This window comes from Serratia inhibens (genome assembly GCF_003591175.1).
Lineage (GTDB): Bacteria > Pseudomonadota > Gammaproteobacteria > Enterobacterales > Enterobacteriaceae > Serratia > Serratia inhibens.
On record NZ_QYYG01000001.1, the window covers coordinates 1,323,740 to 1,349,984 of the forward strand.

General features: G+C 52.4%; 23 protein-coding genes and 1 other annotated feature. Of the genes, 10 read left to right on the plus strand and 13 right to left on the minus strand.

All coding sequences use genetic code 11. The features are described from left to right. Nucleotides 1–31: 31 nt before the first annotated feature. Nucleotides 32–964: an agmatinase gene (speB, locus tag D4100_RS06325; RefSeq protein WP_006320923.1), complete on the minus strand. Its 933-nt coding sequence runs from the start codon at nt 962–964 to the stop codon at nt 32–34. A 249-nt stretch (nt 965–1,213) separates the two neighbouring features. Here speB and D4100_RS06330 point away from each other — a divergent pair, with 249 nt between their 5' ends. Next, nucleotides 1,214–2,152, plus strand: a complete 939-nt coding sequence (locus D4100_RS06330) for a LysR family transcriptional regulator (RefSeq protein ID WP_119803586.1) — start codon at nt 1,214–1,216, stop codon at nt 2,150–2,152. On the opposite strand, the gene D4100_RS06335 is transcribed toward D4100_RS06330, so the two are convergent. Further along, the gene (locus D4100_RS06335; RefSeq protein WP_006320925.1) at nt 2,149–2,973 is read right to left on the minus strand and encodes an SDR family oxidoreductase; all 825 of its coding nucleotides are present in this window, start codon (nt 2,971–2,973) and stop codon (nt 2,149–2,151) included. The genes D4100_RS06330 and D4100_RS06335 overlap by 4 nt on opposite strands. Before the next feature lie 230 nt (nt 2,974–3,203). On the opposite strand from D4100_RS06335, the gene hisL reads away from it, so the two are divergent. From hisL to hisIE, 9 genes are all read left to right on the plus strand, one after another. After that, nucleotides 3,204–3,251: a his operon leader peptide gene (gene hisL, locus D4100_RS06340; protein WP_110605893.1), complete on the plus strand. Its 48-nt coding sequence runs from the start codon at nt 3,204–3,206 to the stop codon at nt 3,249–3,251. Continuing rightward, nucleotides 3,227–3,353: a sequence feature (His leader region), on the plus strand. It overlaps the preceding gene by 25 nt. Before the next feature lie 69 nt (nt 3,354–3,422). Continuing rightward, a complete protein-coding gene (gene hisG, locus D4100_RS06345) occupies nt 3,423–4,322 on the plus strand; it encodes an ATP phosphoribosyltransferase (protein ID WP_004942454.1) in 900 nt (299 codons plus the stop codon). Between the two features lie 4 nt (nt 4,323–4,326). After that, nucleotides 4,327–5,634, plus strand: coding sequence for a histidinol dehydrogenase (hisD, locus tag D4100_RS06350; protein WP_006320926.1), 1,308 nt, complete (start codon nt 4,327–4,329; stop codon nt 5,632–5,634). After that, nucleotides 5,631–6,719, plus strand: coding sequence for a histidinol-phosphate transaminase (hisC, locus tag D4100_RS06355; RefSeq protein WP_119803588.1), 1,089 nt, complete (start codon nt 5,631–5,633; stop codon nt 6,717–6,719). Before hisD ends, hisC begins: the two co-directional genes overlap by 4 nt. Beyond that, the gene (gene hisB, locus D4100_RS06360) at nt 6,716–7,783 is read left to right on the plus strand and encodes a bifunctional histidinol-phosphatase/imidazoleglycerol-phosphate dehydratase HisB (protein WP_006320928.1); all 1,068 of its coding nucleotides are present in this window, start codon (nt 6,716–6,718) and stop codon (nt 7,781–7,783) included. Before hisC ends, hisB begins: the two co-directional genes overlap by 4 nt. Further along, on the plus strand, nt 7,783–8,373 hold the full coding sequence (gene hisH, locus D4100_RS06365; RefSeq protein ID WP_006320929.1) for an imidazole glycerol phosphate synthase subunit HisH: 591 nt from the start codon (nt 7,783–7,785) through the stop codon (nt 8,371–8,373). Before hisB ends, hisH begins: the two co-directional genes overlap by 1 nt. A 5-nt stretch (nt 8,374–8,378) precedes the next feature. Next, nucleotides 8,379–9,116: a 1-(5-phosphoribosyl)-5-[(5-phosphoribosylamino)methylideneamino]imidazole-4-carboxamide isomerase gene (gene hisA / locus D4100_RS06370; RefSeq protein WP_006320930.1), complete on the plus strand. Its 738-nt coding sequence runs from the start codon at nt 8,379–8,381 to the stop codon at nt 9,114–9,116. Beyond that, nucleotides 9,098–9,874 (plus strand): imidazole glycerol phosphate synthase subunit HisF, encoded by a 777-nt coding sequence (gene hisF, locus D4100_RS06375; RefSeq protein WP_006320931.1) that lies wholly within the window; start codon nt 9,098–9,100, stop codon nt 9,872–9,874. The genes hisA and hisF overlap by 19 nt, the downstream gene beginning before the upstream one ends. Further along, nucleotides 9,868–10,482: a bifunctional phosphoribosyl-AMP cyclohydrolase/phosphoribosyl-ATP diphosphatase HisIE gene (gene hisIE / locus D4100_RS06380; RefSeq protein ID WP_119803590.1), complete on the plus strand. Its 615-nt coding sequence runs from the start codon at nt 9,868–9,870 to the stop codon at nt 10,480–10,482. The genes hisF and hisIE overlap by 7 nt, the downstream gene beginning before the upstream one ends. A 132-nt stretch (nt 10,483–10,614) precedes the next feature. Here hisIE and gndA read toward each other — a convergent pair whose 3' ends face one another. The 11 genes from gndA to D4100_RS06435 all read right to left on the minus strand — a co-directional run bounded on the left by gndA (nt 10,615) and on the right by D4100_RS06435 (nt 25,793). Further along, the gene (gndA, locus tag D4100_RS06385; RefSeq protein ID WP_006320933.1) at nt 10,615–12,021 is read right to left on the minus strand and encodes an NADP-dependent phosphogluconate dehydrogenase; all 1,407 of its coding nucleotides are present in this window, start codon (nt 12,019–12,021) and stop codon (nt 10,615–10,617) included. Between the two features lie 171 nt (nt 12,022–12,192). After that, a complete protein-coding gene (locus D4100_RS06390; RefSeq protein ID WP_119803592.1) occupies nt 12,193–13,308 on the minus strand; it encodes a glycosyltransferase family 4 protein in 1,116 nt (371 codons plus the stop codon). An 8-nt stretch (nt 13,309–13,316) separates the two neighbouring features. Next, nucleotides 13,317–14,450 carry a glycosyltransferase family 4 protein gene (locus tag D4100_RS06395; protein ID WP_043912944.1) on the minus strand — a complete coding sequence of 378 codons (1,134 nt, stop codon included), beginning with the start codon at nt 14,448–14,450 and terminating at the stop codon, nt 13,317–13,319. 2 nt (nt 14,451–14,452) lie between these two features. Continuing rightward, nucleotides 14,453–15,346 (minus strand): GDP-mannose 4,6-dehydratase, encoded by an 894-nt coding sequence (locus tag D4100_RS06400; protein WP_119803594.1) that lies wholly within the window; start codon nt 15,344–15,346, stop codon nt 14,453–14,455. Further along, entirely contained in the window at nt 15,346–16,383 is a 1,038-nt protein-coding gene (gene gmd, locus D4100_RS06405; protein ID WP_119803596.1) for a GDP-mannose 4,6-dehydratase, read from the minus strand. The genes D4100_RS06400 and gmd overlap by 1 nt, the downstream gene beginning before the upstream one ends. A gap of 34 nt (nt 16,384–16,417) precedes the next feature. Continuing rightward, complete coding sequence (locus D4100_RS06410) at nt 16,418–19,519, minus strand: glycosyltransferase (RefSeq protein WP_119803598.1); 3,102 nt, start codon at nt 19,517–19,519, stop codon at nt 16,418–16,420. Continuing rightward, complete coding sequence (locus tag D4100_RS06415; protein ID WP_119803600.1) at nt 19,516–20,976, minus strand: FkbM family methyltransferase; 1,461 nt, start codon at nt 20,974–20,976, stop codon at nt 19,516–19,518. Before D4100_RS06415 ends, D4100_RS06410 begins: the two co-directional genes overlap by 4 nt. Continuing rightward, complete coding sequence (locus tag D4100_RS06420) at nt 20,973–22,196, minus strand: ABC transporter ATP-binding protein (RefSeq protein WP_119803602.1); 1,224 nt, start codon at nt 22,194–22,196, stop codon at nt 20,973–20,975. The genes D4100_RS06415 and D4100_RS06420 overlap by 4 nt, the downstream gene beginning before the upstream one ends. Continuing rightward, nucleotides 22,196–22,990 (minus strand): ABC transporter permease, encoded by a 795-nt coding sequence (locus tag D4100_RS06425; protein ID WP_119803604.1) that lies wholly within the window; start codon nt 22,988–22,990, stop codon nt 22,196–22,198. The genes D4100_RS06420 and D4100_RS06425 overlap by 1 nt, the downstream gene beginning before the upstream one ends. Further along, the gene (gene cpsG, locus D4100_RS06430; protein ID WP_119803606.1) at nt 22,990–24,366 is read right to left on the minus strand and encodes a phosphomannomutase CpsG; all 1,377 of its coding nucleotides are present in this window, start codon (nt 24,364–24,366) and stop codon (nt 22,990–22,992) included. Before cpsG ends, D4100_RS06425 begins: the two co-directional genes overlap by 1 nt. 14 nt (nt 24,367–24,380) lie before the next feature. Continuing rightward, complete coding sequence (locus D4100_RS06435; protein WP_119803608.1) at nt 24,381–25,793, minus strand: mannose-1-phosphate guanylyltransferase/mannose-6-phosphate isomerase; 1,413 nt, start codon at nt 25,791–25,793, stop codon at nt 24,381–24,383. Between the last annotated feature and the right edge of the window lie 452 nt (nt 25,794–26,245).

Below are 26,245 nucleotides of genomic sequence, written 5' to 3' on the forward strand. Positions count from 1 at the left end.
AACGGCACCGCCGGCCAGATTTCACGGCGTCTTATCTGCCAGGCAGGACGCACAGCATTTCAAACAGCAGATTGGCCGCCAGTAGCGCGGTGTTACCGGAACGATCATAGGGAGGCGACACCTCCACCACATCGGCACCCACCAGATTCACCCCGTTGCACCCTCTGACGATCTCCAGCCCTTGCCAGACCGACAGCCCACCGACCTCCGGCGTACCTGTGCCTGGCGCAAACGCCGGATCCAGCCCGTCGATGTCGAAGCTGAGGTAGACCGGGGCATCGCCCATTTGCTCACGGACTTCCTCCATCAAGGGTGCCAGCGAGCGATGCCAGCATGCCTCTGCCGGCACCACGCGAAATCCCTGTCGCCGCGACCAGTCGAAATCGTCCGCAGCATAACCGCTGCCGCGCAAGCCAATTTGCACCACCCGCTGCGGCGCCAGCAGCCCCTCTTCATAAGCGCGGCGGAAAGTGGTGCCATGAGCCAGTTTTTCGCCAAACATCTCTTCGTTGGTATCGGAATGAGCATCAACGTGGATTAAACCGACCGGACCATAACGGCGGGCAACCGCCCGCAGGATCGGCAGCGTCAGCGTGTGATCGCCCCCCAGCGTCAGCGGGATGCACCCCTGGGAAATAATGCCGTTATAGGCCAGTTCTATACGGTTAACGCTGTCTTCCAGGCTGTAGGGATTGATGGCAACGTCGCCCAGATCGGCGACCTGCAGCCGCTCAAAAGGCGCAGCGCCGGTGCCCATGTTATAAGGGCGAAGCATCACCGATTCCTGCCGAATCTGCCGTGGTCCGTAGCGCGTGCCGCTGCGATTTGAAGTGCCTATATCCAGGGGAACGCCGACAAAGGCCGCATTCAGCCCCCGGGCATCGTCGGCTACGGGCAGGCGCATCATGGTAGGAATGCCGGCAAAACGCGGCATCTCGTTGCCGCTCTGGGGTTGATTCAGCATGTTTTTTCCTTTTATCAGCCGTTGTTAAATTCCAACATTTAGGTAACAAATACAGGCTACCCGCCACCTGGCCGGGCTACCATTCCATCTTTGGAATGTAAGCATTGAAAAAACCGATGCCGGTAACGTGTTGAACTATTGATTTTTATTTCAAACCCATGACATATGAACCCAGGTACCCCGCGGTGGGTGTCCATCATGCTGATGTTATCAAAGGGTTAATAAGAGGCTGTTTCTGCGGAGGGAAAGATGCTCACCAACCTAAGCGATATCGATCTCAGGCTACTGCGGGTTTTTGTCGCCGTTGCCGAAGCGCAGGGCGTCAGCGCGGCTCAGGAGGCGCTGTTGATGAATCAGTCCACCATCAGCACTCACCTCGCGACGCTGGAAACCCGGCTGGGATTTCGCCTGTGTCAACGCGGCCGCTCCGGCTTTATGCTGACCCCGAAAGGGGAGCGCATGCTGATCGCCTGCCGCAACCTGTTCAACGCCGCACGCGACTTTACCCGGGTAAGCCAGTCGTTAAACGGCTTACTGACCGGCGATCTGCAGATAGGCTTGGTGGACAATCTGGTGTCGTTGCCGGGTAATCCGTTTAGCCGCGCCATCAAACGCTTTCAACGCAGACACCAGGACGTTCAGTTGCAATGCCGAATTTGCTCCCCCGCCGAAATCGAACAAGGGCTGCTGAATCAACAGCTCGATCTGGGCATCGGCTATTTTGGCCAGCAGTTGGATGAATTGCAGTATCGGTCGTGGGCCGGCGAAACGCAGGCGATCTATTGCAGTAGCGATCATCCGTTATTTACCGTCGAGCAGCCGAGCCGCGAACAGATCGAAAATGCACGCTGGGTTAAACGCGGCTATCTGTTGGCGCAGCAGCTATGCCCTGTCGCGCCGTTAAATCTCGGCGCGGTTGCCCATCATATGGAAGGTGTCGCCCATCTGTTGCTCAGCGGGGAATATCTCGGCTACCTGCCGACCCATTACGCCGCACGCTGGGTTGAACAAGGCGAGTTAAGACAGCTTGGCGGGCAGGCGCTCTCTTATCAGGCCATGCTAAGTCTGGTAACCCGGCCTGGTCAGCCGAAAGAGGCGCTGATCGCGCTGCTGGAAGATTTGAGCAGGTTCGCGCGGGAACCACAGACGAAAAACCCCGCGGCTGCGGGGCTTGAAAAAGCGAATTAGTTGACCGGCATTCGCGCCGGATCCGGGTACTGATATTCAAACCCCAGCTCGTTGCAGATGCGGCTACCGTCCACCAGCCGACCGCCCTGCTCGCTCTCGGCGGCAAACTGCGGTGGGGGCAAATGCAACTGCTCCGCCAGAGCCGGGTAGAACTCGCGCTTGGTCGGATGGGCAGGCGCGCACAGGTTATAAACGTGGCCGCCTTTCGGCAGCTTCAGCAACAGTTGAATGGCGGCAATCACATCATCCTGATGCACCAAATTGACCCCTTGCGAGCCGCCCTTGACATCCACCTTGCCGGCCAGGAAACGGCCAGGGTGGCGATCCGCCCCCACCAACCCCGCCAGTCGCAAAATATCCACCGAGGTGTTTGGCAGTTCATGCAGCCAGCGCTCCAGTTCTGCCAGCACACGCCCGGACGGCGTCACCGGCCTCAGCGGCGAATCTTCGCGCACCGTGCCGGCCGTTTCGCCATACACCGAGGTTGAACTGGTAAAAATGATGCGCGACACGCCAAAGGCCATTGCGCTGTCCACCAGCATGCGCACCGCATTGAAGTAGTTCTCGCTGCCTTCGACGGTGCGGCGAGCGGGAAGCGTCACCACCAGCGCGTCTACGCCCAGCAAGGGTTCCAGATCGTCCGGATCGCAAATCAGCTCCGGCGTCATTTCCAACTGATAACATTCAATCCCGCTCATGCGTGCGGCCTCGACGCCATCCGGCGTGGTTTTACTGCCGACCACGTCAAACCCACGGCTCATCAGCGACAGGGCCAGCGGCATACCCAGCCAGCCCAGACCAATAATGGCTACCTTTTTCATTATCTTCCTCTCCTGAAGATTGCAGCACTTTACCCGTTAAGGCTACGCCACTCCGTAAGGGGATACAATCCGCCCCGATTTAAGCTTAGGTAAACTTGTGTCCAGCTAATAACCTAACCTGTTTCAATAAATTAAATTTATGACCGTAAAAAAGGGTTGCGCGACAGACAGCGGATAGTTTAGGTTAATTAGCAATTCGGTTTGTACCGACATCTTACAGAGAAAACACCATGACACGCATTCAGTTCAACCACCATCATCACCATCATCCTGACTAGTCTTTCAGGCGATGTGTGCTGGGAGACGGTTTCTTAATCTTCCAGTGGCGCGCAGAATGCAAGAGAGAGCCCTCGGAAGATTTCTTCCGAGGGTTTTTTTTTGGCTCCGGACAGACAGAAAAATAATTTTTACAATAAATTCATAAAATTACAGATTAAACAGAGGTTACCATGCTGGACAAAACACGTTTACGGATAGCAATGCAGAAATCGGGCCGCCTGAGTGATGAATCCCAGGAACTGCTGGCGCGCTGCGGGATCAAAATCAACCTGCAACAACAACGCCTGATTGCCTTCGCCGAGAATATGCCGATTGATATCTTGCGCGTGCGCGATGACGATATCCCAGGGCTGGTCATGGACGGCGTGGTTGATTTGGGCATCATCGGTGAGAACGTGCTGGAAGAAGAGCTGCTCACCCGCCGCGCGCAGGGCGAAGACCCGCGTTACTTCACCCTGCGCCGTCTGGACTTCGGCGGCTGCCGCCTGTCGCTGGCCGCACCGCTCGACAGTGAATACAACGGCCCGCAAAGCCTGCAAGACTCCCGCATCGCCACCTCCTACCCGCACCTGCTGAAGCAATACCTCGACAAGCAAGGGGTGCGTTTCAAATCTTGCCTGCTGAACGGTTCCGTCGAAGTGGCGCCGCGCGCCGGTCTGGCCGACGCCATCTGCGACCTGGTTTCCACCGGCGCTACTCTGGAAGCCAACGGCCTGCGTGAAGTCGAAGTGATTTACCGTTCCAAAGCCTGCCTGATCCAGCGCGACGGCGAAATGCCGGAGGCGAAACAACAGTTGATCGACCGCCTGATGACCCGTATTCAGGGCGTGATCCAGGCGCGTGAATCCAAATACATCATGCTGCACGCGCCGAGCGAGCGCCTGGACGAAATCGTCGCGCTGCTGCCGGGAGCCGAGCGCCCTACCATTCTGCCGCTGGCCGGTGCGCAAAACCGCGTGGCGATGCACATGGTCAGCAGTGAAACCCTGTTCTGGGAAACCATGGAAAAACTGAAAGCGCTCGGCGCCAGTTCCATTCTGGTGTTGCCAATTGAGAAGATGATGGAGTAACGCCATGTCGACCTTCAATACCCTCATCAATTGGGCGGACTGCAGTGCGCAACAGCGGGCAGAACTGCTGATGCGCCCGGCGATCGCGGCCGAAGACAGCATCACCCGCACGGTGCGCGAAATCCTCGACAACGTGAAGGCCAAGGGTGATCAGGCGCTACGTGACTACAGCGCCAAATTTGATAAAACCGAGGTTGGCGCGCTGCGGGTCACCGCAGAACAAATCGCCGCGGCCGGCACCCGCCTGACTGATGAGGTCAAGCAGGCAATGGCGGTGGCGGTGACCAATGTGGAAACCTTCCACAACGCGCAACAGCTGCCGCCGGTCGATGTGGAAACCCAACCTGGCGTACGCTGCCAGCAGGTAACCCGGCCGATCGATTCGGTCGGTCTGTATATTCCCGGCGGTTCCGCACCGCTGTTTTCTACCGTATTGATGCTGGCAACCCCGGCGCGCATCGCCGGCTGCCGCCGCGTGGTGCTCTGTTCGCCGCCGCCGATTGCCGACGAAATTCTCTATGCTGCGCAACTGTGCGGCGTGCGGGAAGTGTTTCAGGTCGGTGGCGCGCAGGCGATTGCCGCCATGGCGTTCGGCACCGATTCCGTGCCCCGTGTGGCGAAAATCTTCGGGCCGGGCAATGCCTTTGTCACCGAAGCCAAACGCCAGATCAGCCAGCGGCTGGACGGTGCGGCCATCGATATGCCAGCCGGCCCTTCCGAAGTGCTGGTGATTGCCGACAGCGGCGCCACCCCGGCGTTCGTCGCCTCTGACCTGTTGTCGCAGGCGGAGCACGGCCCGGATTCGCAGGTGATCCTGTTGACCCCGGACGCGGCCATGGCGCAAGCGGTGGCCGTTGCTGTAGAGCAACAGTTGGCCCAGTTGCCGCGCGCCGAAACCGCCCGTCAGGCGCTGGCCAGCAGCCGACTGATCGTCGCCAAAGATTTGGACGAGTGCATTGCCATCAGCAACCAATATGGCCCGGAACACCTGATCATTCAAACCCGCAACGCCCGCGAACTGGTTGACAGCATCACCAGCGCCGGTTCGGTGTTTCTCGGCGACTGGTCGCCGGAATCCGCCGGTGACTATGCATCAGGCACCAACCACGTGTTGCCGACTTACGGTTATACCGCCACCTGCTCCAGCCTGGGCCTGGCGGATTTCCAGAAACGCATGACGGTGCAGGAGCTGACGCCGCAGGGCTTTATGAATCTGGCGGCCACCATTGAAACGCTGGCCGCCGCCGAGCAGTTGATTGCCCACAAAAACGCCGTCACCCTGCGCGTTGCCGCCCTGAAGGAGCAAGCATGAGCATTGAAAACCTGGCACGCGCCAACGTTCGCGAACTGACCCCCTATCAATCGGCACGCCGCCTGGGCGGCAACGGCGACGTGTGGCTGAATGCCAACGAATACCCGATCGCGCCGGAATTCCAACTGACCGCTCAGACCTTTAACCGTTACCCGGAGTGCCAGCCTGCGCTGGTGATCGAGCGTTATGCCGATTACGCCGGGGTTAATAAGGATCAGGTGTTGGTCAGCCGTGGCGCGGATGAAGGCATTGAACTGCTGATTCGCGCGTTCTGCGAGCCGGGCAAAGACGCTATTTTGTTCTGCCCGCCGACCTACGGCATGTACGCCGTCAGCGCCGAAACCTTTGGCGTGGAGCGTCGTACCGTGGCGGCCAGGCAAGACTGGCAGTTGGATTTGCCGGCTATCGCCGACAGCCTGGACAACGTGAAACTGATTTATGTCTGCAGCCCGAACAACCCGACCGGCAATCTGATCGATCCCGACGACCTGCGCACACTGCTGGAGATGGCCAAAGGCAAGGCGATCGTCGCAATTGACGAGGCCTATATCGAATTCTGCCCACAGGCAAGCTGCGCCGGTTGGTTAAAGGACTACCCGCACCTGGCGATCCTGCGCACGCTGTCGAAGGCCTTCGCGCTGGCCGGCCTGCGTTGTGGTTTCACTTTGGCTAACGAAGAGCTCATTACCCTGCTGCTGAAGGTGATTGCCCCCTACCCGCTGTCGACGCCGGTTGCCGACATCGCCGCTCAGGCGCTCAGCACCGAAGGGATCCGCACCATGCGTCAGCGCGTTACCGAGATCTCGGCCAACCGCAGCTGGCTGCAACGGGAGCTGGAAAACTGCGCCTGCGTTGAACAGGTTTTCACCAGCGACAGCAATTACCTGCTGGCACGATTCACTGCCTCAAGTAATGTGTTTAAAACCTTATGGGATCAGGGCATTATCTTAAGAGACCAAAATAAACAGCCTGGGTTGTCCGGTTGCCTGCGCATTACCATAGGCACCCGCGACGAATGCCGGCGCGTCGTCTATGCGCTGTCAGCCCTGCCCGGAGCAACCGAGACTCGCCAGGAGCCAATGTGAGCCAGAAATTCCTCTTTATTGACCGTGACGGCACGCTGATCGCTGAACCGCCGGAAGACTTCCAGGTCGATCGCCTGGACAAGCTGGCGCTGGAGCCGGACGTGATCCCTTCGCTGCTGAGTTTGCAGCAGGCGGGCTATCAGCTGGTGATGATCACCAATCAGGATGGCCTCGGCACCACCAGCTTCCCGCAGGAAACCTTCGATGCGCCACATGGCCTGATGATGCAGATCCTCAGCTCACAGGGCATCCACTTTGAAGATATCCTGATCTGCCCGCACCTGCCGGCGGACAACTGCGACTGCCGCAAACCCAAGACCGCGCTGGTGAAAGGCTATCTGGAACCGGGCGTAATGGATACCGCCCACAGCTATGTGATCGGCGATCGTCCGACCGACGTTCAATTGGCGGAAAACATGGGCATTCAGGGGTTGCGCTATCAGCGCGACACGCTGGGCTGGAAAGAGATCACCCGTCAACTGACCCAACGTGACCGCCACGCGCGGGTCAACCGCGTCACCAAAGAAACGCAGATTGACGTCAACGTTTGGCTGGATCGCGAAGGCGGCAGCAAGATCAAGACCGGCGTCGGTTTCTTCGACCACATGCTGGATCAGATCGCTACCCACGGCGGCTTCCGTATGGACATCGACGTGAAAGGCGACCTGTATATCGACGATCACCACACGGTAGAAGACACCGGCCTGGCGCTCGGCGAAGCCTTGAACAAAGCGCTGGGCGACAAGCGCGGCATCGCCCGTTTCGGCTTCGTGTTGCCAATGGACGAGTGCCTGGCGCGCTGCGCGCTGGATATCTCCGGCCGCCCGCACCTGGAATATAAAGCCGAGTTCAACTACCAGCGCGTCGGCGATCTCAGCACCGAAATGGTCGAACACTTCTTCCGTTCGCTGTCGTACACCATGGGCTGCACCTTGCACCTGAAAACCAAAGGCAAAAACGACCACCATCGGGTCGAAAGCCTGTTCAAAGTGTTTGGCCGCACGCTGCGCCAGGCGATCCGCGTTGAGGGCAACACCCTCCCGAGTTCGAAAGGAGTGCTGTGATGAACGTGGTGATTCTGGACACCGGCTGCGCCAACCTCTCTTCCGTCACCTATGCGGTGCAGCGGTTGGGCTACCAGCCGGAGGTAAGCCGTGATCCGGAGATCGTGTTGCGCGCCGACAAGCTGTTCCTGCCGGGCGTCGGCACCGCGCAGGCGGCGATGGATCAATTGAAAGAGCGCGAGCTGATTGATCTGATCAAGGCCTGCACCCAGCCGGTGCTGGGTATTTGCCTCGGCATGCAGTTGCTGGCGAAAAGCAGCGAAGAAAGCGGCGGCATCGACACGCTGGGCATTATCGACACTCCGGTGATGCAGATGACCGACTTCGGCCTGCCGTTGCCGCACATGGGCTGGAATCAGGTTTCCGCGCAGGCGGGCCATCATCTGTTCCGCGGCATCGAAGACGGCGCCTACTTTTACTTCGTTCACAGCTATGCGATGCCGATATGCCCAAGCACCATCGCCCAGGCGAACTACGGCGAGCCCTTCACCGCCGCCGTGCAAAAAGACAACTTCTTCGGCGTGCAGTTTCATCCAGAGCGATCTGGAGCGGCCGGCGCGCAGCTGTTGAAAAACTTTCTGGAGATGTAGGCAGCATGATTATTCCGGCTTTGGATTTGATCGACGGTAACGTGGTGCGTTTGCATCAGGGCGATTATGGCCAGCAGCGCGACTACGGTAACGATCCGCGCTCACGCCTGCAGGACTATCAACAACAGGGCGCGCAAGTCTTGCATCTGGTCGATCTGACCGGTGCCAAAGATCCCGCTGCGCGCCAGATCCCGCTGCTGCGCAAATTGCTGGCAGGGGTTAACGTACCGGTACAGGTCGGCGGCGGTATTCGCAATGAGCAGGACGTCTCAGCCCTGCTCGAGGCGGGCGCGACCCGGGTCGTCATCGGCTCTACGGCGGTAAAACAGCCGCAACTGGTGCAGGGTTGGTTCGAACGCTACGGCGCGGAAGCCCTGGTGCTGGCGCTGGATGTGCGCATCGACGCCGAAGGTATCAAGCGTGTGGCGATCAGCGGCTGGCAGGAGAACTCCGACGCCACGCTGGAACAGGTGGTCGAGCAGTTCTTGCCCTACGGCCTGAAGCACGTGCTGTGCACCGATATTTCGCGTGACGGCACGTTGGCCGGCTCTAACGTGGCGCTGTACCGGGAAATCAGCCGCCGCTATCCGCAGATCGCCTTCCAGGCATCCGGCGGTATCGGCAATCTGGATGATATCGCCCAGTTACGCGGCAGTGGCGTTGAAGGCGTGATCGTAGGCCGAGCCCTGCTGGAAGGTAAATTTAGCGTTGAGGAGGCGATCGCATGCTGGCAAAACGGATAATTCCCTGTCTGGATGTGAAAGACGGGCAGGTAGTGAAAGGCGTGCAGTTCCGCAACCATGAGATCATCGGCGATATCGTGCCGTTGGCGCAACGTTATGCGCAGGAAGGCGCGGACGAGTTGGTGTTCTACGATATTACCGCCTCCAGCGATGGCCGGGTGGTAGACAAGAGCTGGGTGTCGCGCGTGGCGGAAGTGATCGATATTCCCTTCTGCGTCGCCGGCGGGATTAAAAGCCCGGAAGACGCCAGCCAGATCCTCTCTTTCGGTGCCGACAAGATTTCCATTAACTCACCGGCGCTGGCCGACCCGACGCTGATTAGCCGCCTGGCGGATCGCTTTGGCGTGCAGTGCATCGTGGTGGGGATTGATACCTGGTTCGATACCGACACCGGCAAGTATCACGTTAATCAGTATACCGGCGACGAAAGCCGCACCCGCGTCACAGAGTGGGAAACTCTGGACTGGGTTAAGGAAGCGCAAAAACGCGGTGCCGGCGAGATTGTGCTGAACATGATGAATCAGGACGGCGTGCGCAACGGTTACGACCTGGAACAGCTCCGGCGGGTGCGGGAAGTCTGCAAAGTGCCGCTGATCGCCTCCGGCGGTGCAGGCACCATGGAGCACTTCCTGGAAGCGTTCCGCGATGCGGACGTCGACGGTGCATTGGCCGCTTCGGTGTTCCACAAGCAAATCATTAATATCGGCGAACTGAAAAGGTTCCTGGCAGAACAAGGCGTGGAGATTCGCGTGTGTTAACAGAACAACAAAGAAACCAGCTGGACTGGGAAAAAACCGGGAGCCTGCTGCCGGTTATCGTCCAGCACGCCGTGTCCGGCGAAGTGCTGATGCTCGGTTATATGAATCAGGAAGCGCTGACCGCTACCGAACAAAGCGGCAAGGTCACCTTTTTCTCTCGCACCAAGCAGCGGCTGTGGACCAAGGGTGAAAGCTCCGGCCATTTCCTCAACGTAGTCAGCATCACCCCGGATTGCGACAACGATACGCTGTTGATTCTGGCCAACCCGATTGGCCCAACCTGCCACCTGGGCAACAGCAGCTGCTTCCACCCGGCCGCCAGCGATTGGGGTTTTCTGTATCAGCTGGAGCAACTGTTGGCGGAACGCAAAACCGCCAGCCCGGACAGCTCTTACACCGCTAGCCTTTACGCCAGCGGCACCAAGCGCATTGCGCAGAAGGTGGGCGAGGAAGGTGTGGAGACCGCGCTGGCCGCCACGGTGAACGATCGTGAAGAGTTAACCAACGAGGCCTCAGATCTGATTTATCACCTGCTGGTGCTGCTGCAGGATCAGGATCTGGATTTGAGCAAGGTGATTGGCCGGTTGCGCGAGCGGCACCAGAAATAATCTTCACTCACAGGGGGCGAATAGATTTGCCCCTGATTTATGTGGATACATCCTGCGGTGCCCCTGCCGCAGGAAATAAAAAAGCCGCCGGGTTTAACACCGGCGGCTTTTTTTACGCTTCAAACGTTGGGATTATTCCATCCATTCGGTATGGAATACGCCTTCTTTGTCGATACGCTTGTAAGTGTGGGCACCGAAGTAGTCACGCTGCGCCTGGATCAGGTTGGCAGGCAGAACGGCTGAACGGTAGCTGTCGTAGTATGCGATGGCTGCAGAGAAGGTCGGCGTTGGGATGCCGTTCTGTACCGCGTAGGACACCACATCACGCAGCGCTTGCTGATATTCATCAGCGATCTGCTTGAAGTATGGCGCCAGCAGCAGGTTGGCGATGTCGGCATTGTCTGCGTAAGCGTCGGTGATTTTCTGCAGGAACTGAGCGCGGATGATGCAGCCGGCGCGGAAGATCTTGGCGATATCGCCGTAGTGCAGATCCCAGTTATTTTCCTGAGAAGCCGCTTTCAACTGAGAGAAGCCCTGCGCATAAGAAACGATTTTGCCCAGGTACAGCGCACGGCGCACTTTCTCGATGAACTCGGCTTTGTCGCCGCTTACTGGCGCAGCTTTAGGACCGGTCAGCACTTTAGATGCGGCAACGCGCTGGTCTTTCAGTGAGGACAGGTAACGGGCGAAAACGGATTCGGTGATCAACGACAGAGGCTCGCCCAGATCCAGAGAGCTCTGGCTGGTCCATTTGCCGGTGCCTTTGTTGGCCGCTTCGTCCAGGATCACATCGACCAGGTATTTACCTTCTTCGTCTTTCTTGGTGAAGATGTCTTTGGTGATGTCGATCAGGTAGCTGTTCAGTTCACCTTTGTTCCACTCGGCGAAAGTCTCAGCCAGCTCTTCGTTGTTCAGGTTCAGCGCCTGTTTCAACAGGGAATAGGCTTCTGCGATCAGCTGCATGTCACCGTATTCGATGCCGTTGTGCACCATCTTCACGTAGTGGCCGGCACCGTCAGCGCCGATGTAGGTCACGCAAGGCTCGCCTTCGGCAACCGCCGCGATTTTCTCCAGGATTGGCGCCACCAGCTCGTAAGCTTCCTTCTGGCCGCCAGGCATGATTGAAGGCCCTTTCAACGCGCCCTCTTCGCCACCGGAAACGCCGGTACCGATGAAGTTGAAACCTTGATCAGACAGTTCGCGGTTACGGCGGATGGTGTCCTGATAGTAGGTGTTGCCACCGTCGATCAGAATGTCACCTTTATCCAGGTGCGGAGTCAGAGAAGCAATGGTTTTATCTGTCGCTTCACCCGCTTTCACCATCAGCAAAATGCGGCGTGGTTTTTCCAGCGATTCGACAAACTCTTCGACGGTGTAGAACGGTGCCAGGTTTTTGCCCGGGTTCTCAGCGATAACTTCGTCAGTCTTGTCACCTGAACGGTTAAAGATGGAAACGGTATAACCACGGCTTTCGATGTTCAGTGCCAGATTGCGGCCCATCACCGCCATGCCGACAACGCCGATTTGTTGCTTGGACATTTAGGAACTCCTGTCTGAGGATGACACCTGTTAACGGCCCATGGCCAACAGGTTTTTGATGTGGCAAACATGTTAACTCAGGATGGCTCCACGTGGGTAGTGATTGGTGCGATAGGTCACACTTTTGCACTTCATCTAACGCCACCGAACGGCAATGTGATTAATTTACAATCATTTAGCGATGAGCTGACGATAAAGCTCAATGTAACTTTCTGCCATACGCTCAGAGGTAAACAGCGCCTGGAAACGTTTGGCGGCATTCTCGCCATATCGCTGCGCCAGCTCAGGATCTTGCCAAAGAGCGGTCATCGCCGTGCGCAATGCTTGCGGATCGGATGGCGGCACAACGATGCCGGTTTCCTGATCAATGTTGATATAGGTCGTTCCTGTGCCAATTTCACTCGAGATCAGCGATTTTCCATACATCGCGCCTTCGAGCAAGGTGATGCCAAAGGCTTCGGAACGTAAATGGGAAGGGAATACTACGCTATAGCATAGCCGCAACAGTGCGGCCTTATCTTCATCTGGCAGCGCGCCGAGAAAATGAATATTTTTTAATCCCAGATCCTGCGCCTGCCGTTTAAGTTCAGCCTCGATTGGGCCAGCACCAATAATGACCAAAGGAAAATCGGTACCCTGAACGGCCTCAAGCAAAATATGCAGGCCTTTGTAATAGCGAAATGCCCCGACAAACAGGAAGAAGCGATCGCCAACTTGTTGACGCCAGCGCTCAAGATGAGCTTCATCAGCAACCGGATAAGACTTTTTATCCAGGCCATAAGGAATGACTCTCACCTTAGGGAGGTATTTTTGCAGTACCGGGCTCGTTTTCACATAGTTTGGAGAGGCTGCGACAATGCAGTCTACCGAACTCAAAAACTTGTTCATCAACGGTGTGTACATTTTCAGAGCCAGTTTTTGCTTAACAATATCTGAGTGATAACTGACCACCGTCGGTTTTTTAACACCGGCAATAAAGTGCACCAAATCCATATAGGGATACGGAAAATGATAATGAATGATATCAGCCTGAGCCACCAACTCTTTAAACTTTCTTATGGCACTGATTGAAAACGGCGTCGATGCCACTTCAAAATCAGTCGCTGCATAATAAGCCGGGTGCACCCCTACACGGGCATTGTCAAAATCGCCTCGGGTGCTCAAAGACAGTGTGGTCGACTCAATCTGGTGACATGCACCAGCTTCACTTAATTGAAATATGACCTGCTCTATGCCACCAAAGGAATCCGGGTAGTATGTTTTATAAAAATGCAGAACTTTCAACATGAAAAATATCAAACCTGCTGGTAAGCGAGAATGGTTTCTTGCGCACAACGTTGCCAAGAAAAATGTTTTGCCCGATTTAAACCCTTGATTCTGGCCTCTTCGCGCCAGACTTCATCTTCAATGCTTTTTTGAATCAGTTGCGTGAGTGTTTCAACATCCATTGCCGCACACATCAAGGCGCAATCACCCACGACCTCAGGCAATGAGGCACTGTCTGAACAAACAACCGGCACTCCTGACGCCATCGCCTCCAAGACCGGTAGCCCGAACCCTTCATACAACGATGGAAACAGGAAACTGCGCGCGCCGGCAAACAGGAGAGGTAAATCTGCCGATTTAGTGTAACCAAGATAGCGCAGCCACCCTGCCTTTTGCCCACGTTCAAAACGCTGGTGCAACCCTTCGCTACTCCATCCTTTAAATCCGCTGATCACCAGCGGAATATTCAGGCGTAGTTCCAGTGGCAAACGTTCGTAAGCATCCAGAAGCGTTTCAATATTTTTGCGAGGCTCGATAGAACCAGTAAATAAACAGTACTGATTCGGTTTTAAATCGAGGGGGGATAAAACGCATGAGATCTCTTCAGTTTCACGCGGATAAAAATCCCCGCTGCTGGCTAATTGGGCCGAATAAACCTTACTCAAGGGCAAGTTGAAGTACTCGGCTAATTCATGACGAGTGAATTCTGAGTCCGTGACAAGAATATCGGCGCGCTTAATAGTCAGAAGCAGTTCTTTCTGCATAAAACGGACACGCTCCGCCGGATGGCATTGCGACCAGGTAAATACCGAGAGATCGTGGAAAGTTGCCAGGCAGCGATCGACATTGGGTGGCAAATAGAAATTAGGGCTGTGGTATATCGCGTCCGGGTGTTTTCTGAGCGTATGAGTTTTTAACCACGGTGCTGTCAAACGATATAATTCTGATGCGAAACGGCTTTTTTGGACCCGCCGACGCAGCCCCTGCCCTGAGGACGTAATTTCCCTGGCGGTGGGAATTTGCCGACTTAAGTTACGCCCCTGAAGAAATAAAAGCTCAGAAATTTCTGAGCTTTCTTTCAAGCAGTTGGCTAACTCATAAGCATATCGGCCGATCCCGGTTAAAGGGTACTTTATCGGGTCAGTACCAAATATAACTTTCATTATCAGTTTTCCAACATCCAGCGTAACGTCTCCTCCAAAGGAGGCGTATCCCATTCGCCGATGGTGGCACGCAATTTACTCGCATCCCCACACAGGCTTTTTACTTCGTTCGGCCGAACAAAAGCAGGATTCACTCGGATCTCCAGGGAATGACCAGAGATCTTTTCACATAGAGCAACGGTTTCCCGCAAAGAGTATGTTCTGCCAGAGCAAACGTTAATGGTTTCCCCCACCGGCCTAGCCTGGAGCAGCGCCACATAGGCTTTGCTTAAAGCGCGAACATCGGTGAAATCACGCCAGACATCGATATTTCCCAATTCTATCACTGCAGCATTGTCTTTATAATGCTTCACAATCTTCGGTAACAGGAAATTCTCAGCCTGACCAACGCCAGTGTAATTAAAGGGCCTGGTGATAAATATCGGCAATTTATCCATCCAGAGCCTGGCCATATACTCCATAGCCAGCTTACTGACCGCATAGTCATTCACCGGATTTGCAGGCGTGCATTCGTCCAGTTTACCCTCAACGCTATTGCCATAAATATTGGCGCTGCTGGCAATCAGAATCGCATCCAGTGGCTTTCCGCAATCATAAATCGCCTGCAGTAAATTGCGGGTACCTATTACGTTGACGTTATAAAACGCACTTGCATCACCGTGACCAACAAAGGCAATAGCGGCCAAGTGGACCACAACATCAGGCTTAACCTTTGCGATGGCATCCGCCAGCTCATCCGCATTCAACAGGTTGACCTGCAGATAATCCTCTTGGGTTGAGGGCAATGACCCCACCCCAAACACCCGGTATCCGGCAGCGGATAACTCCGCTGCCACATAACGGCCGGTAAACCCATTAATGCCTGTAATTAAGGCACGTTTGCCGGCGCCAAACATCAGAATGAGAACCCATTCTGATTACGGCGAATGTCTTGTTCGACCATCATCTGACACAACTGCTCCAGAGTGGTTTTAGGTTCCCAGCCTAAAATTTCTTTAGCGCGCTCTGGGTTGCCGATTAACAGCTCAACCTCTGAAGGACGGTAGAATTTCGGATTAACGCGAACCAATGTTTTGCCCGTAGCAACATCAATACCGATTTCTTGCTCTTCCTTGCCTTCAAAACGCAGAGTAAAGCCGGCAGCCTTAAAGGCCATGGAAACGAAGTCACGTACGGTTTCAGTGCGATTCGTTGCCAGTACAAAGGTATCCGGTTGTTCAGCCTGAAGCATACGCCACATACCTTCCACATACTCCTTGGCAAACCCCCAATCACGCTTCGCGTCCATGTTGCCCAGTTCAAGCACATCCAACTGGCCCAATTTGATTTTGGCGACCGAGTCAGTGATTTTACGGGTAACAAATTCCCGGCCACGCAGAGGCGACTCATGATTGAACAAAATGCCGCTGGAGGCGAAGATGCCGTAGCTCTCGCGGTAGTTAATGGTCATCCAGTGCGCATACAGCTTCGCCACACCGTAAGGGCTGCGCGGATAGAATGGAGTATCTTCTTTTTGCGGAACTGCTTGCACCAAACCGAACATTTCAGACGTCGATGCCTGATAGAAACGAATCTTCGGATTAACGATACGGATCGCTTCCAACAGATTCACCGGCCCCAGGCCAGTAATTTCGGCAGTGGTAATAGGCTGTTCGAATGAAACACCAACAAAACTCTGCGCTGCCAGGTTATATACCTCGGTAGCGCCGGTTTGTTGCAGCAGACGAATGCTGGCGGAAAGGTCGGTCAAATCGTATTCAACCAAATTCAAATTTGGGTGCTTATCAATACCCAATTCTTCGATACGCCAGAAATTGACAGAACTGGTACGACGATAGGTTCCATGAACCACGTAGCCTTTTTCCAACAGCAGTTCTGCAAGATAAGCGCCGTCTTGGCCAGTGATACCAGTAATTACTGCAATTTTTTGCACGGAAAATTTCCTATTTTAGATCAAAAAAACATGATTACGCGTTCAATAACTCTGCCATCCATTGCGGCACGGCCTCGTTTTCCATTTCAAACCCTAAAAGGAGGTTTTCCTTAAAACCGGAGGTTATTGCGTAATGTCTCTCTTGTAAAAAAAGCCCATGGTACTTCTCTGGATGTTTACGGTAAAGCAGAACATCTTTCTGGAAAAACCGTGCACGACTCACCGCTGACTCGCGCTCTTTCGAGCGCAGTTGCGCTGGATGGAACACATCAACATCTTTGGCATAAGGCACCATGCCCAATTGTTGCATGCGCCAACCAAAATCCGTGTCCTCACGGAAATGAGGATGATCGAATTGCAAATCAAATCCCCCCAGATAGTGGAACACCGCGCTCCTGACCATCAGGTTAGCGGTCATAAAACCAATGCTTTCAAAACCAACGTTTGTTACCGGTCGCCAATTGTCATCACCATGATGATCCGAAGTAATTATTCCCTCAACGCCGACAACGCCTTCAACCTCGAAATATTTGCGGGCATTGGCCAACCAATTCGGTCCTGGTCTGCAATCGTCGTCAGTGAAGGCGACAACTTTCCCTTGAGCCAGCATAGCGCCGGTGTTCCTTGCTCTAACCGCGCCTTTAACCGGCGAGTGATAATAGCAAAGAGGGAAACCGAAATCAGACTCACACTCCGACCAGGGTTTTTCACTCTGATCAATAATGATGACCTCAAAATCACGCTCTATTTGCTTTTGCAAATAACTAACCAGATCAAGCAGTTGGTCTGGGCGTTCATAACTTGGGATCACAACGGAAAAATAGGGCTGCGGTTGATTTGCCAACTGAGCGCGCGAAGATAACATTTTGCCGACGACCTCGGAGATACGTTCCCAGGCATAGCTGCTTTCTACGCAGGCCCGTGCCGCAGCCCCAACTTTGCTGCGATACTCCGGCTCAAACAAAGCGCGAATTGCAGTGGCGAATGCCTCTTTCGTCGGTTCGACGACCAGCATGGCGTTCAAACCACCGGTATCAATACCGCGAGCGCCGATCTTGGTGCTTACCGTTGGCATCGCCATCGACATGAAGTCGAACATTTTGATATTGGTGCCCGATCCCGAAAACATCGGGTTTACCGCCATGTCTGCGGCGGACAACCATAACGCCTTGTCTTCTTCGCTAAGCATGCCGGTTACCCGCACGTTCTTGCGATTAACATTCTCAACGACACTTCCAACGCCGCCGGCAATGATAAAGGTCACCTCAGGCACGGCAGGAGCCAATGTATCAGCAATAAATTTGGCGGCTTCAACATTAGGTCCGTATGCGCTGCCGATAAAAATGGCCAGCTTGTCATCGGCGGAATATTTTAACGCCACTTTTGCCGCAGCTCGCTCTTCATCTCCCGGCACCGGATGTGCAAATGCCATGACACCATTAGGCACGACACGCATTTTTTCCGGTGAAAACTCATAGACCCGATTAAAACGCAGCAGGTCTTCATGCGAACACGCCAAGATGAGATCCGCACGCTGTCCGAGGAGATATTCGTCGGCAATAACCTGACGAATTGCCGCTAACTCGGCGGCATTACTTTCATCAAACAGTTGTGCGCGCAAATACCCTTCAACATTTTGCGAGTCGTAGACTACGACTTTGCCCTGGAGCAAGCTGGGGTCGATAAGTGGATAAACCCACGGATGAGAAAACACCACCACTTCAGCCTGCTTGATATTTTCAATAACGCCGGCCAGATAATCAGGCGACAGATGTCCTTGCTGACTGAATACGACATCTATGACCGTTTTACCATTGGCCTGAGCCCCCCACTCTTGCGCGGCAAGATGGTGCTCCTGGCTAAGGGGAATATCAATTTCTTCCAGATTAGGACTGAGATGATGACGGCGATATTTTTCACCCGGCCAGTCATAGGAGCCGACATACGTGGCTTTTACTTCCTGCCCTAAGTTATGATAAAGCCCCAGCAAGCGCAAACGGCCCCCCCCGATTGGCGGATCGATTGGCTGCATATCCGCCACAACCACATTGAGCGGCATTTGCTTTACCGTGACTTGAGAGGCCATAGCTGCGGAAATCAACTGTTTGCCAACAGTTGCCCAAGACATCCCCTGGATCGCCTCATAACCCTTCAGCCCCATGGCAGCCGCGGAAGCCGTATTCTTGAACAGCCACTCAAACCCCTCGCACAAGGCCTCTGGGGTCGGCTCGCAGATCAACCCGGTTTCCTGGTGTTTAACAAAATAGGTTGGCTCGCCCGAGTCAGCGCAGGTAATGACCGGCTTGGCGCTGGCAAAACCTTCCAATGTCACGTACCCGTAATCTTCTTTTTTCGGCACAAAGGCGATCGCCAAAGCATTGGCGTAATAATCAAGCAACTCTTCATCGCTCAGACGGCCGACAAACTCAATCCGGCTATCGCCGGCGGCCAAAGCCTTAAGCTCTTGCTCAGCTTCCCCCGTCCCAGCAATAACGAGTCTGAGCGGCAATGACGAAGCCTTGATGGCATTGATGGCAAGGTCAACCCGTTTCCAGGGATGCAAACGCCCAGGCAAGAAGAAATAGTCGCCCACTTTACCTTGTCTGAAACCATTGACACCCAATGGCGGATGTATCACATCAGAGTGAATACCACGCCAGCGATAGAGACGATTGGATACTTCATGACCAATGGTGAATTTGGCCTTCACTTTCGAAATTGCCTCAAAGTCCCATTGGTGAAGCATCGCCCGCTCAGCAAGGCGAATGGGATCATGACCGGGGAAGGTTTCGTAAAACATATCATCAAAAACACGTACAGTATGCACCAGGTACATCACGTGATTAGGATGATTAACCGCAAAAGTTGGCGTTTTGGTGGAAACAACCGCGTCGAAACGGCTAAGATCCAGCTCGCGGCAAGCTTGATAGTTTTTACCAATTTGTTCAAAAGAAGACTCGTCTGCAATGACCGGAATAATTTCCGCCTCACAGCCTATTTCGATTAAGCCCGCCAATAACCCTTGATAAAAACGCTCGGCGCCACCTACCTCTCCCTGCGCGGACTCTGTCGTTAATACAGCAACACGCAACCCTTTGAACTGCTCAAGTTCAGAGTATTGATTACAGTAATTCACTGCTGACCCCTTTCGTCTTTGGCGGCTTTAAGCTCATCCTTGATTCTGCTGTGTAACTCGTCAAGACTCAGCGAGTGAGATGACTTAAATGATAAAAATGCGCTATTTTGCCCTGCCAGCATTTCATTTGCTGAAAAAGTAGTCCGCGGGCTGCTTCCAACCAGGACTTTGAGATAGAGGCTGCGGAGTGGGGAATACAATCCCAGCTTCTTGACGGTAATTACCGTGAAATGTCTCAGCCTGGGGTTATTGTTGAAAATTCGAATCAGTTTCCGCCCACCACGGCCGAACAACCCCACTTTCTGCTCCCCATTGTTGCCGTTTCTCATCCGCCCCAGTAGGCGAACCGGAGCGCTGGCACGCCATGAGGTGCTGCCGTAAATCTGTTCGATATGATTTTTCAGAACACTGATTTCATGTTCAAGATCTCGGGTATGCCCCAGTGAAGTTTCATGGACCTTAGAAAGAGCGTCATAAGCGATATGTACACGCTCATTTTCTGCCGATAGCTTGGCTACTTTTTGAATTAACTCATCATACTGGCGTGTACTATTCAGATGACCAAGGATACCACCAACATTAGCCGCCAGTTCGTCCAGGTTTTTAGTTCTTTCATGTAGTACATCAAGCAGCGAGTTCAGTTCATTGCCATGCTCTTGCACAGTCGTTATAGCACTGATAATACTGCTATTATTCAACACACTATCTAACACCTGCTGCTTATAATCTTCAAACTTCCGCGTTGTCTCATCTGCATTTTTCACAGCGGTAAATTCGCTGAAAGTCTGATAATCATCAAATACATTGGGTGGATACTTTAACGACGGCAACAGCTCTTGATGTTCGACTGAAACATAGAATCGATTGAGACCATCGGCATAAGCGAACAGATAGTTTTTATTTATCAGCAGATCTTCAATTTCTGAATGCGTTTCTATTTGCGTGTTAGGGAACGTCGACTCAACCACCACTATCCATGGGCGATATTTATCCCAATCATTTCCTTTAAGGACGGAAAGCTCGACCCCTTCAACGTCTACTTTTAAGAAATGAATGTTATCCTGACGGAATTCAGCACACACGTCAGCCAATGTTCTTACCGCAACATTGTGCCATTCCCCCTTGTAACCTTCAGCCTCATGAGCATCGGCAACCTCTTTGTCGAGAGTTGCCCAACCACGAATCTCACATTCCCAAATGGCCAATTCACCCGCACTTTCATTCAACGCGCAGTTCAGATTAATGTCTTGAGGCCTATCGGCAACAAGCTCATTAAAATGCCCAAGGATGGGCTCAATATTTATGCCACGCCACCCTCGATTATAAAATGAACGCGTCACGGAGTCGACAATAGGATCGTTGGCACCAACATCAATATAGAACCCATTTTCAACATTCTTCAGTGCTTTCCAAAGCACCACATCCTCTAAATTCTGCGCATATGAAATAAAACTCATTTCGTATAAATTCCTATTTCCGGGTCCAACCAAGTCAGACCAACAAAATTGGTTTTATCAATATTGACGACATTAAAAAGCAAGGCTAAATCACGCCACTCGTAATTATTCACCAAATGAGTATCTGTACTTACAAGTGCCGTTTGTATCGAGTAACTTCCCGGGCCAAGATTAGCATCGAAACAAAAATCATAAACCAATGTTGTCCCAGCCTTAGCATTATCAACGACCTTCTTTTTCAGATCGGTATTTGTGCCATATAAAACCTGCCCCAAACGGTCCTTAATTCCATACCCCAAGACCAAACGAGGAATATCCTGGTTAACCTTGACTTCGATATGTAAAGTCACCGTCTGACCCACATTGACTATTTCCACCGGCTTATTGTTCTTATCTAATAAGCTGATCTCAAAGACCTCGGCCTCACCAGTGCCCGAAATAGTCTGTGTTTTCCCCTCGGAGGTAATTCTCTGCTCTACCTTCTGGTTCTGCTTTGCCGCCAGTAAGGCATTATAGTAATCCATGACTGCTTCGGGCTCACCTTCCATTTCAATGCGACCGGCATTGAGCAAAATAGCTCGGTCGCAAATACTTTGAATCGCCTGCTTATCATGAGACACAATTAACAGAGTGGTGCCTTGTCGACGGAACTCGCGAATTCGTTCAAAGCTCTTGTGTTGAAAATAATCATCACCAACCGACAATGCTTCATCAACTATCAGGACATCAGGTCTGATCGCAGTGGCCACACTAAACGCCAAACGCATCTGCATGCCGCTGGAATAGACACGCACGGGACTGTCAAGATAATCCCCAATCTCGGCAAACTCCTCGATTTGCGGCATTAATTTGCTGATCTCATCAGCATGCAATCCCATCAACTGGCCCGCCATATAGACGTTTTGCCGGCCTGTAAAGTCAGGATGGAACCCCATGCCCAACTCCAGCAAAGCGGCCACACGCCCTGAAATATGGATATTGCCTTTCGTCGGTTGACTGGTGCCAGTGATCATTTTCAGCAATGTGCTCTTGCCAGCTCCATTGATGCCGATAATGCCTACCGCCTCTCCCGGATTAACGGTAAAATTAATATCTTGCAACACCCACTTCAGCTGATGTTTGATGATATTCCCGGGACAAAACCATTCGATAAGACGGGCCCAACGGTTAGGATATTGCTTAAAAGCCTTCCCAATATTACTTACACTGATAGTGCTCATTAAAGTTCGTCCACCATTTCTGCTGCACGCTTTTGGAATAAGCGCATCCCCAGTATGCAAAGCAGCAAACCTACGATTGTTGCAGGCAAAATGCCATACCAGTCAGGCCATTCGCCTTTAACCAATACCGTTTGGCAAGCCATGACGATGCCCGCCAAGGGATTATAAGATACATATTCTTGCAAGTTCGCCGGCAAAATAGTTGCCGAATAAACGATTGGGGTCAACCAAAACCAAAACTGCAGGAATATTCCAAAGAATTGACCGACGTCACTAAAGAATACGTTAAGCACGCCGATAGTCATACCCAAGCCAATAGCGAAAACCACCAGCACCGCAATAACCGGAATGATTGACAATATTACGACACCTGGAAAATAGCCGCTAACCAACAGAAAAACACAGAAAATAACGGATACAATAAGGAAGTTGAGCAATGCACTACCGATGATTATCGCTGGGATACAAATTCGCGGAAAATTAATCTTCTTCAGAAGATTCCCATTATCGACAAACATAACTTGCGAGCGAGATACTATTTCGGCAAATAGCCCCCAACTTAATATCCCTGCACATAGATAAATACTATATGCAAATGTGTGATCGACACCTGGCAATTTTGCACGCATAACCTGTGAAAAAATAACCGTATAAATCACTATCATCGCCAGTGGGTTTAGAATGTTCCACACTGCGCCCAGCAACGAGTTTCTATATTTAGTTTGAAACTCTCGCTTAATACTACCAAAAATAAAACTGCGATAGCGCCATAACCCATTAATCATATTAAACATTATTTATGGCACCCCATTATTATACTTTCTATTTCTTCAAGCTTTTTGGCAACCATGTCTCTATCATTTTTGGTTTCGACATTCAGCCTTAATAAGGCCTCAGTGTTCGAGCAGCGTACATTAAATCGCCAATCGCTCAACTCAATAGAAATGCCATCCGTTTTATCAATCTCGACATTACGACCGTAGACCGTCTCAATCTCATTGAGCACTTTGTCGATATCCGCAACCTTATAGTTAATTTCACCACTACATGGGAATTTATCCATACGGTCTTCCACCAATTCGCTCAATACGCGGCCCTTGGTGGAAAGTAAACCGGCTACCAACAGCCATGGAATCATACCACTATCGCAATAGGCAAAATCGCGGAAATAATGGTGTGCGCTCATTTCGCCGCCATAAATAGCATCTTCTTTACGCATGCGTTCTTTGATAAAAGCATGCCCGGTTTTAGACATCACCGGCACACCGCCAGCTTGATTGACGATATCAATCGTGTTCCAGGAAAGACGCGGATCATGAATAATCTTGGATCCTGGATTGGTTTGCAAAAAAGCCTCTGCCAGCAGACCAACGATGTAATAACCCTCGATAAAGTTGGCTTTTTCATCAAACAAGAAGCAACGGTCGAAATCGCCGTCGAAAGCGATACCCATGTCAGCCTGATGCTCAAGTACTGCTTTTGCCGTGTCGGCACGGCATTCAGGTAGTAATGGGTTAGGAATACCGTTCGGGAAATTTCCATCCGGGTGATGGTGTACTTTCACAAAGGTTACGGGAATATTGTTGCATTTAAAGCGGCGTTCAATTTCATCGATAACATGACCTGCTGCGCCATTACCGGAATTAATTACCAGCTTCATCGGTTTCAGTGTCGCTGTGTCAATATATCCCAGCAGATGATCAACATACTCGGTCAGAATCGATATTTTCTGATAACTGCCACGCCTGTTTTCTGCAACAGCAGGGAAAACATTCGCTTCTGCCAGCTGTTTAATTTCCAGCAGGCCCGTATCTCCGCTAATCGGTTGTGCGTTGGCTCGTACCAGTTTCATGCCATTGTAATTCATTGGATTATGACTGGCGGTAACTTCAATCCCACCGTCCATACCAAGATGAAAAGTGGCAAAATAAACCTCTTCTGTTCCGCTCATGCCAATGTCATACACATCAGCGCCAGCATCTTGCAACCCGTTAGCAAGGGCCAGTTTAAGGGCCTCGCTGGTCAGACGCACATCGCCACCGACGATAACACGCTGCGGTTTAAGATATTCGCCATAAGCTCGGCCGATACGGTAGGCAATATCCTCGTTTAGTTCTTCGCCAAGCTGCCCACGAATATCATATGCTTTAAAACAAGTTAAGGTACTCATTAAAACCTCAAAATTTAGCAACGACCGTAATGATCTTTAATACGAATAATGTCATCATCGCCTAAATAAGAACCTGCCTGCACCTCAATCAATTCCAACGGGATATTTCCCGGGTTCTCTAAGCGGTGAATCACACCAATAGGAATGAATGTGGACTGATTCTCGGTCAGCAGGAAAGTCTTATCTCCGGTAGTCACTCTTGCCGTACCAGCAAGCACCACCCAATGCTCTGTGCGATGATGGTGCATCTGCAAAGAGAAAGCCTCGCCTGGGTTCACGGTGATGCGATTCACATTAAAGCGTTTTTCATCCACCAAAAGGTCGCAAATGCCCCATGGGCGATAAACCTCACGGTGTCTTCTGTATTCGCTGCGTTTATGCTTTTTCAGATGTTCAACGACTTTTTTAACGTCCTGAACCCTGGACTTATCAACCACCAGCACAGCGTCCTTGGTGTTAACAATCACAAGGTTATCTACGCCCACAGCGGCAACCAACTTTTCGTCGGTATTGATATAGCAGTCATGGGTATTATGCAGGAAGGTGTCGCCAGTCAACGCGTTACCTGCCTCATCTTTCTGACTGACTTCCCACAAGGCCGACCACGAACCGACATCACTCCAACCGGCATCCAGCGGGATCATAACGGCATCGTGAGTTTTCTCCATCACCGCATAATCAACCGATTCGTCTGGGCAACTGGAGAATGCATCAAAATTAACGTTGATAAAGTTTTTATCGCACTCGGTATCAGCCAGAGAACGGCGACATGCTTCCAAAATATCCGGGCGGAATGCCTCCAGCTCTTCCAGATACCGTTTGGCGCGGAACATGAACATGCCGCTATTCCAGAAATAGTCTCCGGAGTCCACGTAAGCCTGCGCGGTAGCAAGATCGGGTTTTTCAACAAAACGCTTTACACTGCATGCCACTGCATTTTCACCAGAGTTTTCACCGCGCTGGATGTAACCATATCCGGTTTCCGGCCCGCTTGGCACAATGCCAAAGGTAACGAGGCTCTGGCCGGCCGCATAGGGCATTGCGGCTTCTATCGCGTTATGGAAGGTTGCAACGTCTTTAATAATATGGTCTGCGGCCAACACCAGCATGATGGGGTCATGCCCCTGAGCGATGGCATTCAAGGCTGCCAGAGCGATAGCCGGCGCCGTATTGCGGCCAACAGGCTCGAGAATGATGTTATGTGACAACATGTCAATTTGACGCAGTTGCTCAGCCACCATAAACCGGTGATCTTCGTTACAGATTACGACAGGCTCGCTAACTTCCACCCCATCAAGACGTTTCAGCGTTTCCTGCAACATCGAGTGCAGGCTATGCAAACGCAAAAACTGTTTAGGGTGAAGTTCACGGGACATTGGCCAAAGACGGCTACCTGTACCGCCTGCCATAATTACTGGAAGTAACATTTTTTATCCTTATAACGCTCAGCTATATAGCACCATAGTTTCAACAACTTAAGCAAATACACCAGATTAATTTGCTGTACTTGCTACATCTTTCATGTCACTGGTGGAAGGACAAGGGTGTACCACTCATCACAAATGCTACGGTTTCATAACCTGCAGATGGACCGAGTTCGCACAGCCAATTCGAAAACGATCCGATCATCGCAGTCGAAAAAAAAGCACGCTACCGCCCTTGGCTCAACAGCTACCAATAGACTGATATTTAAATAAATTTTAGTGCACTCTCTTACACCACGACTATGGGCATCCCCCCCATGGCACAATAAGTCATGCTCTTGTCATCCTGATAGGATACATAGGAAAGCAGCGCAATATTTTTGTTGCGTATGCTATCACCTTACCTATCAAAACACCTGTACATTATCCGTTCTTTCAGGGTTATCTGAAAATGA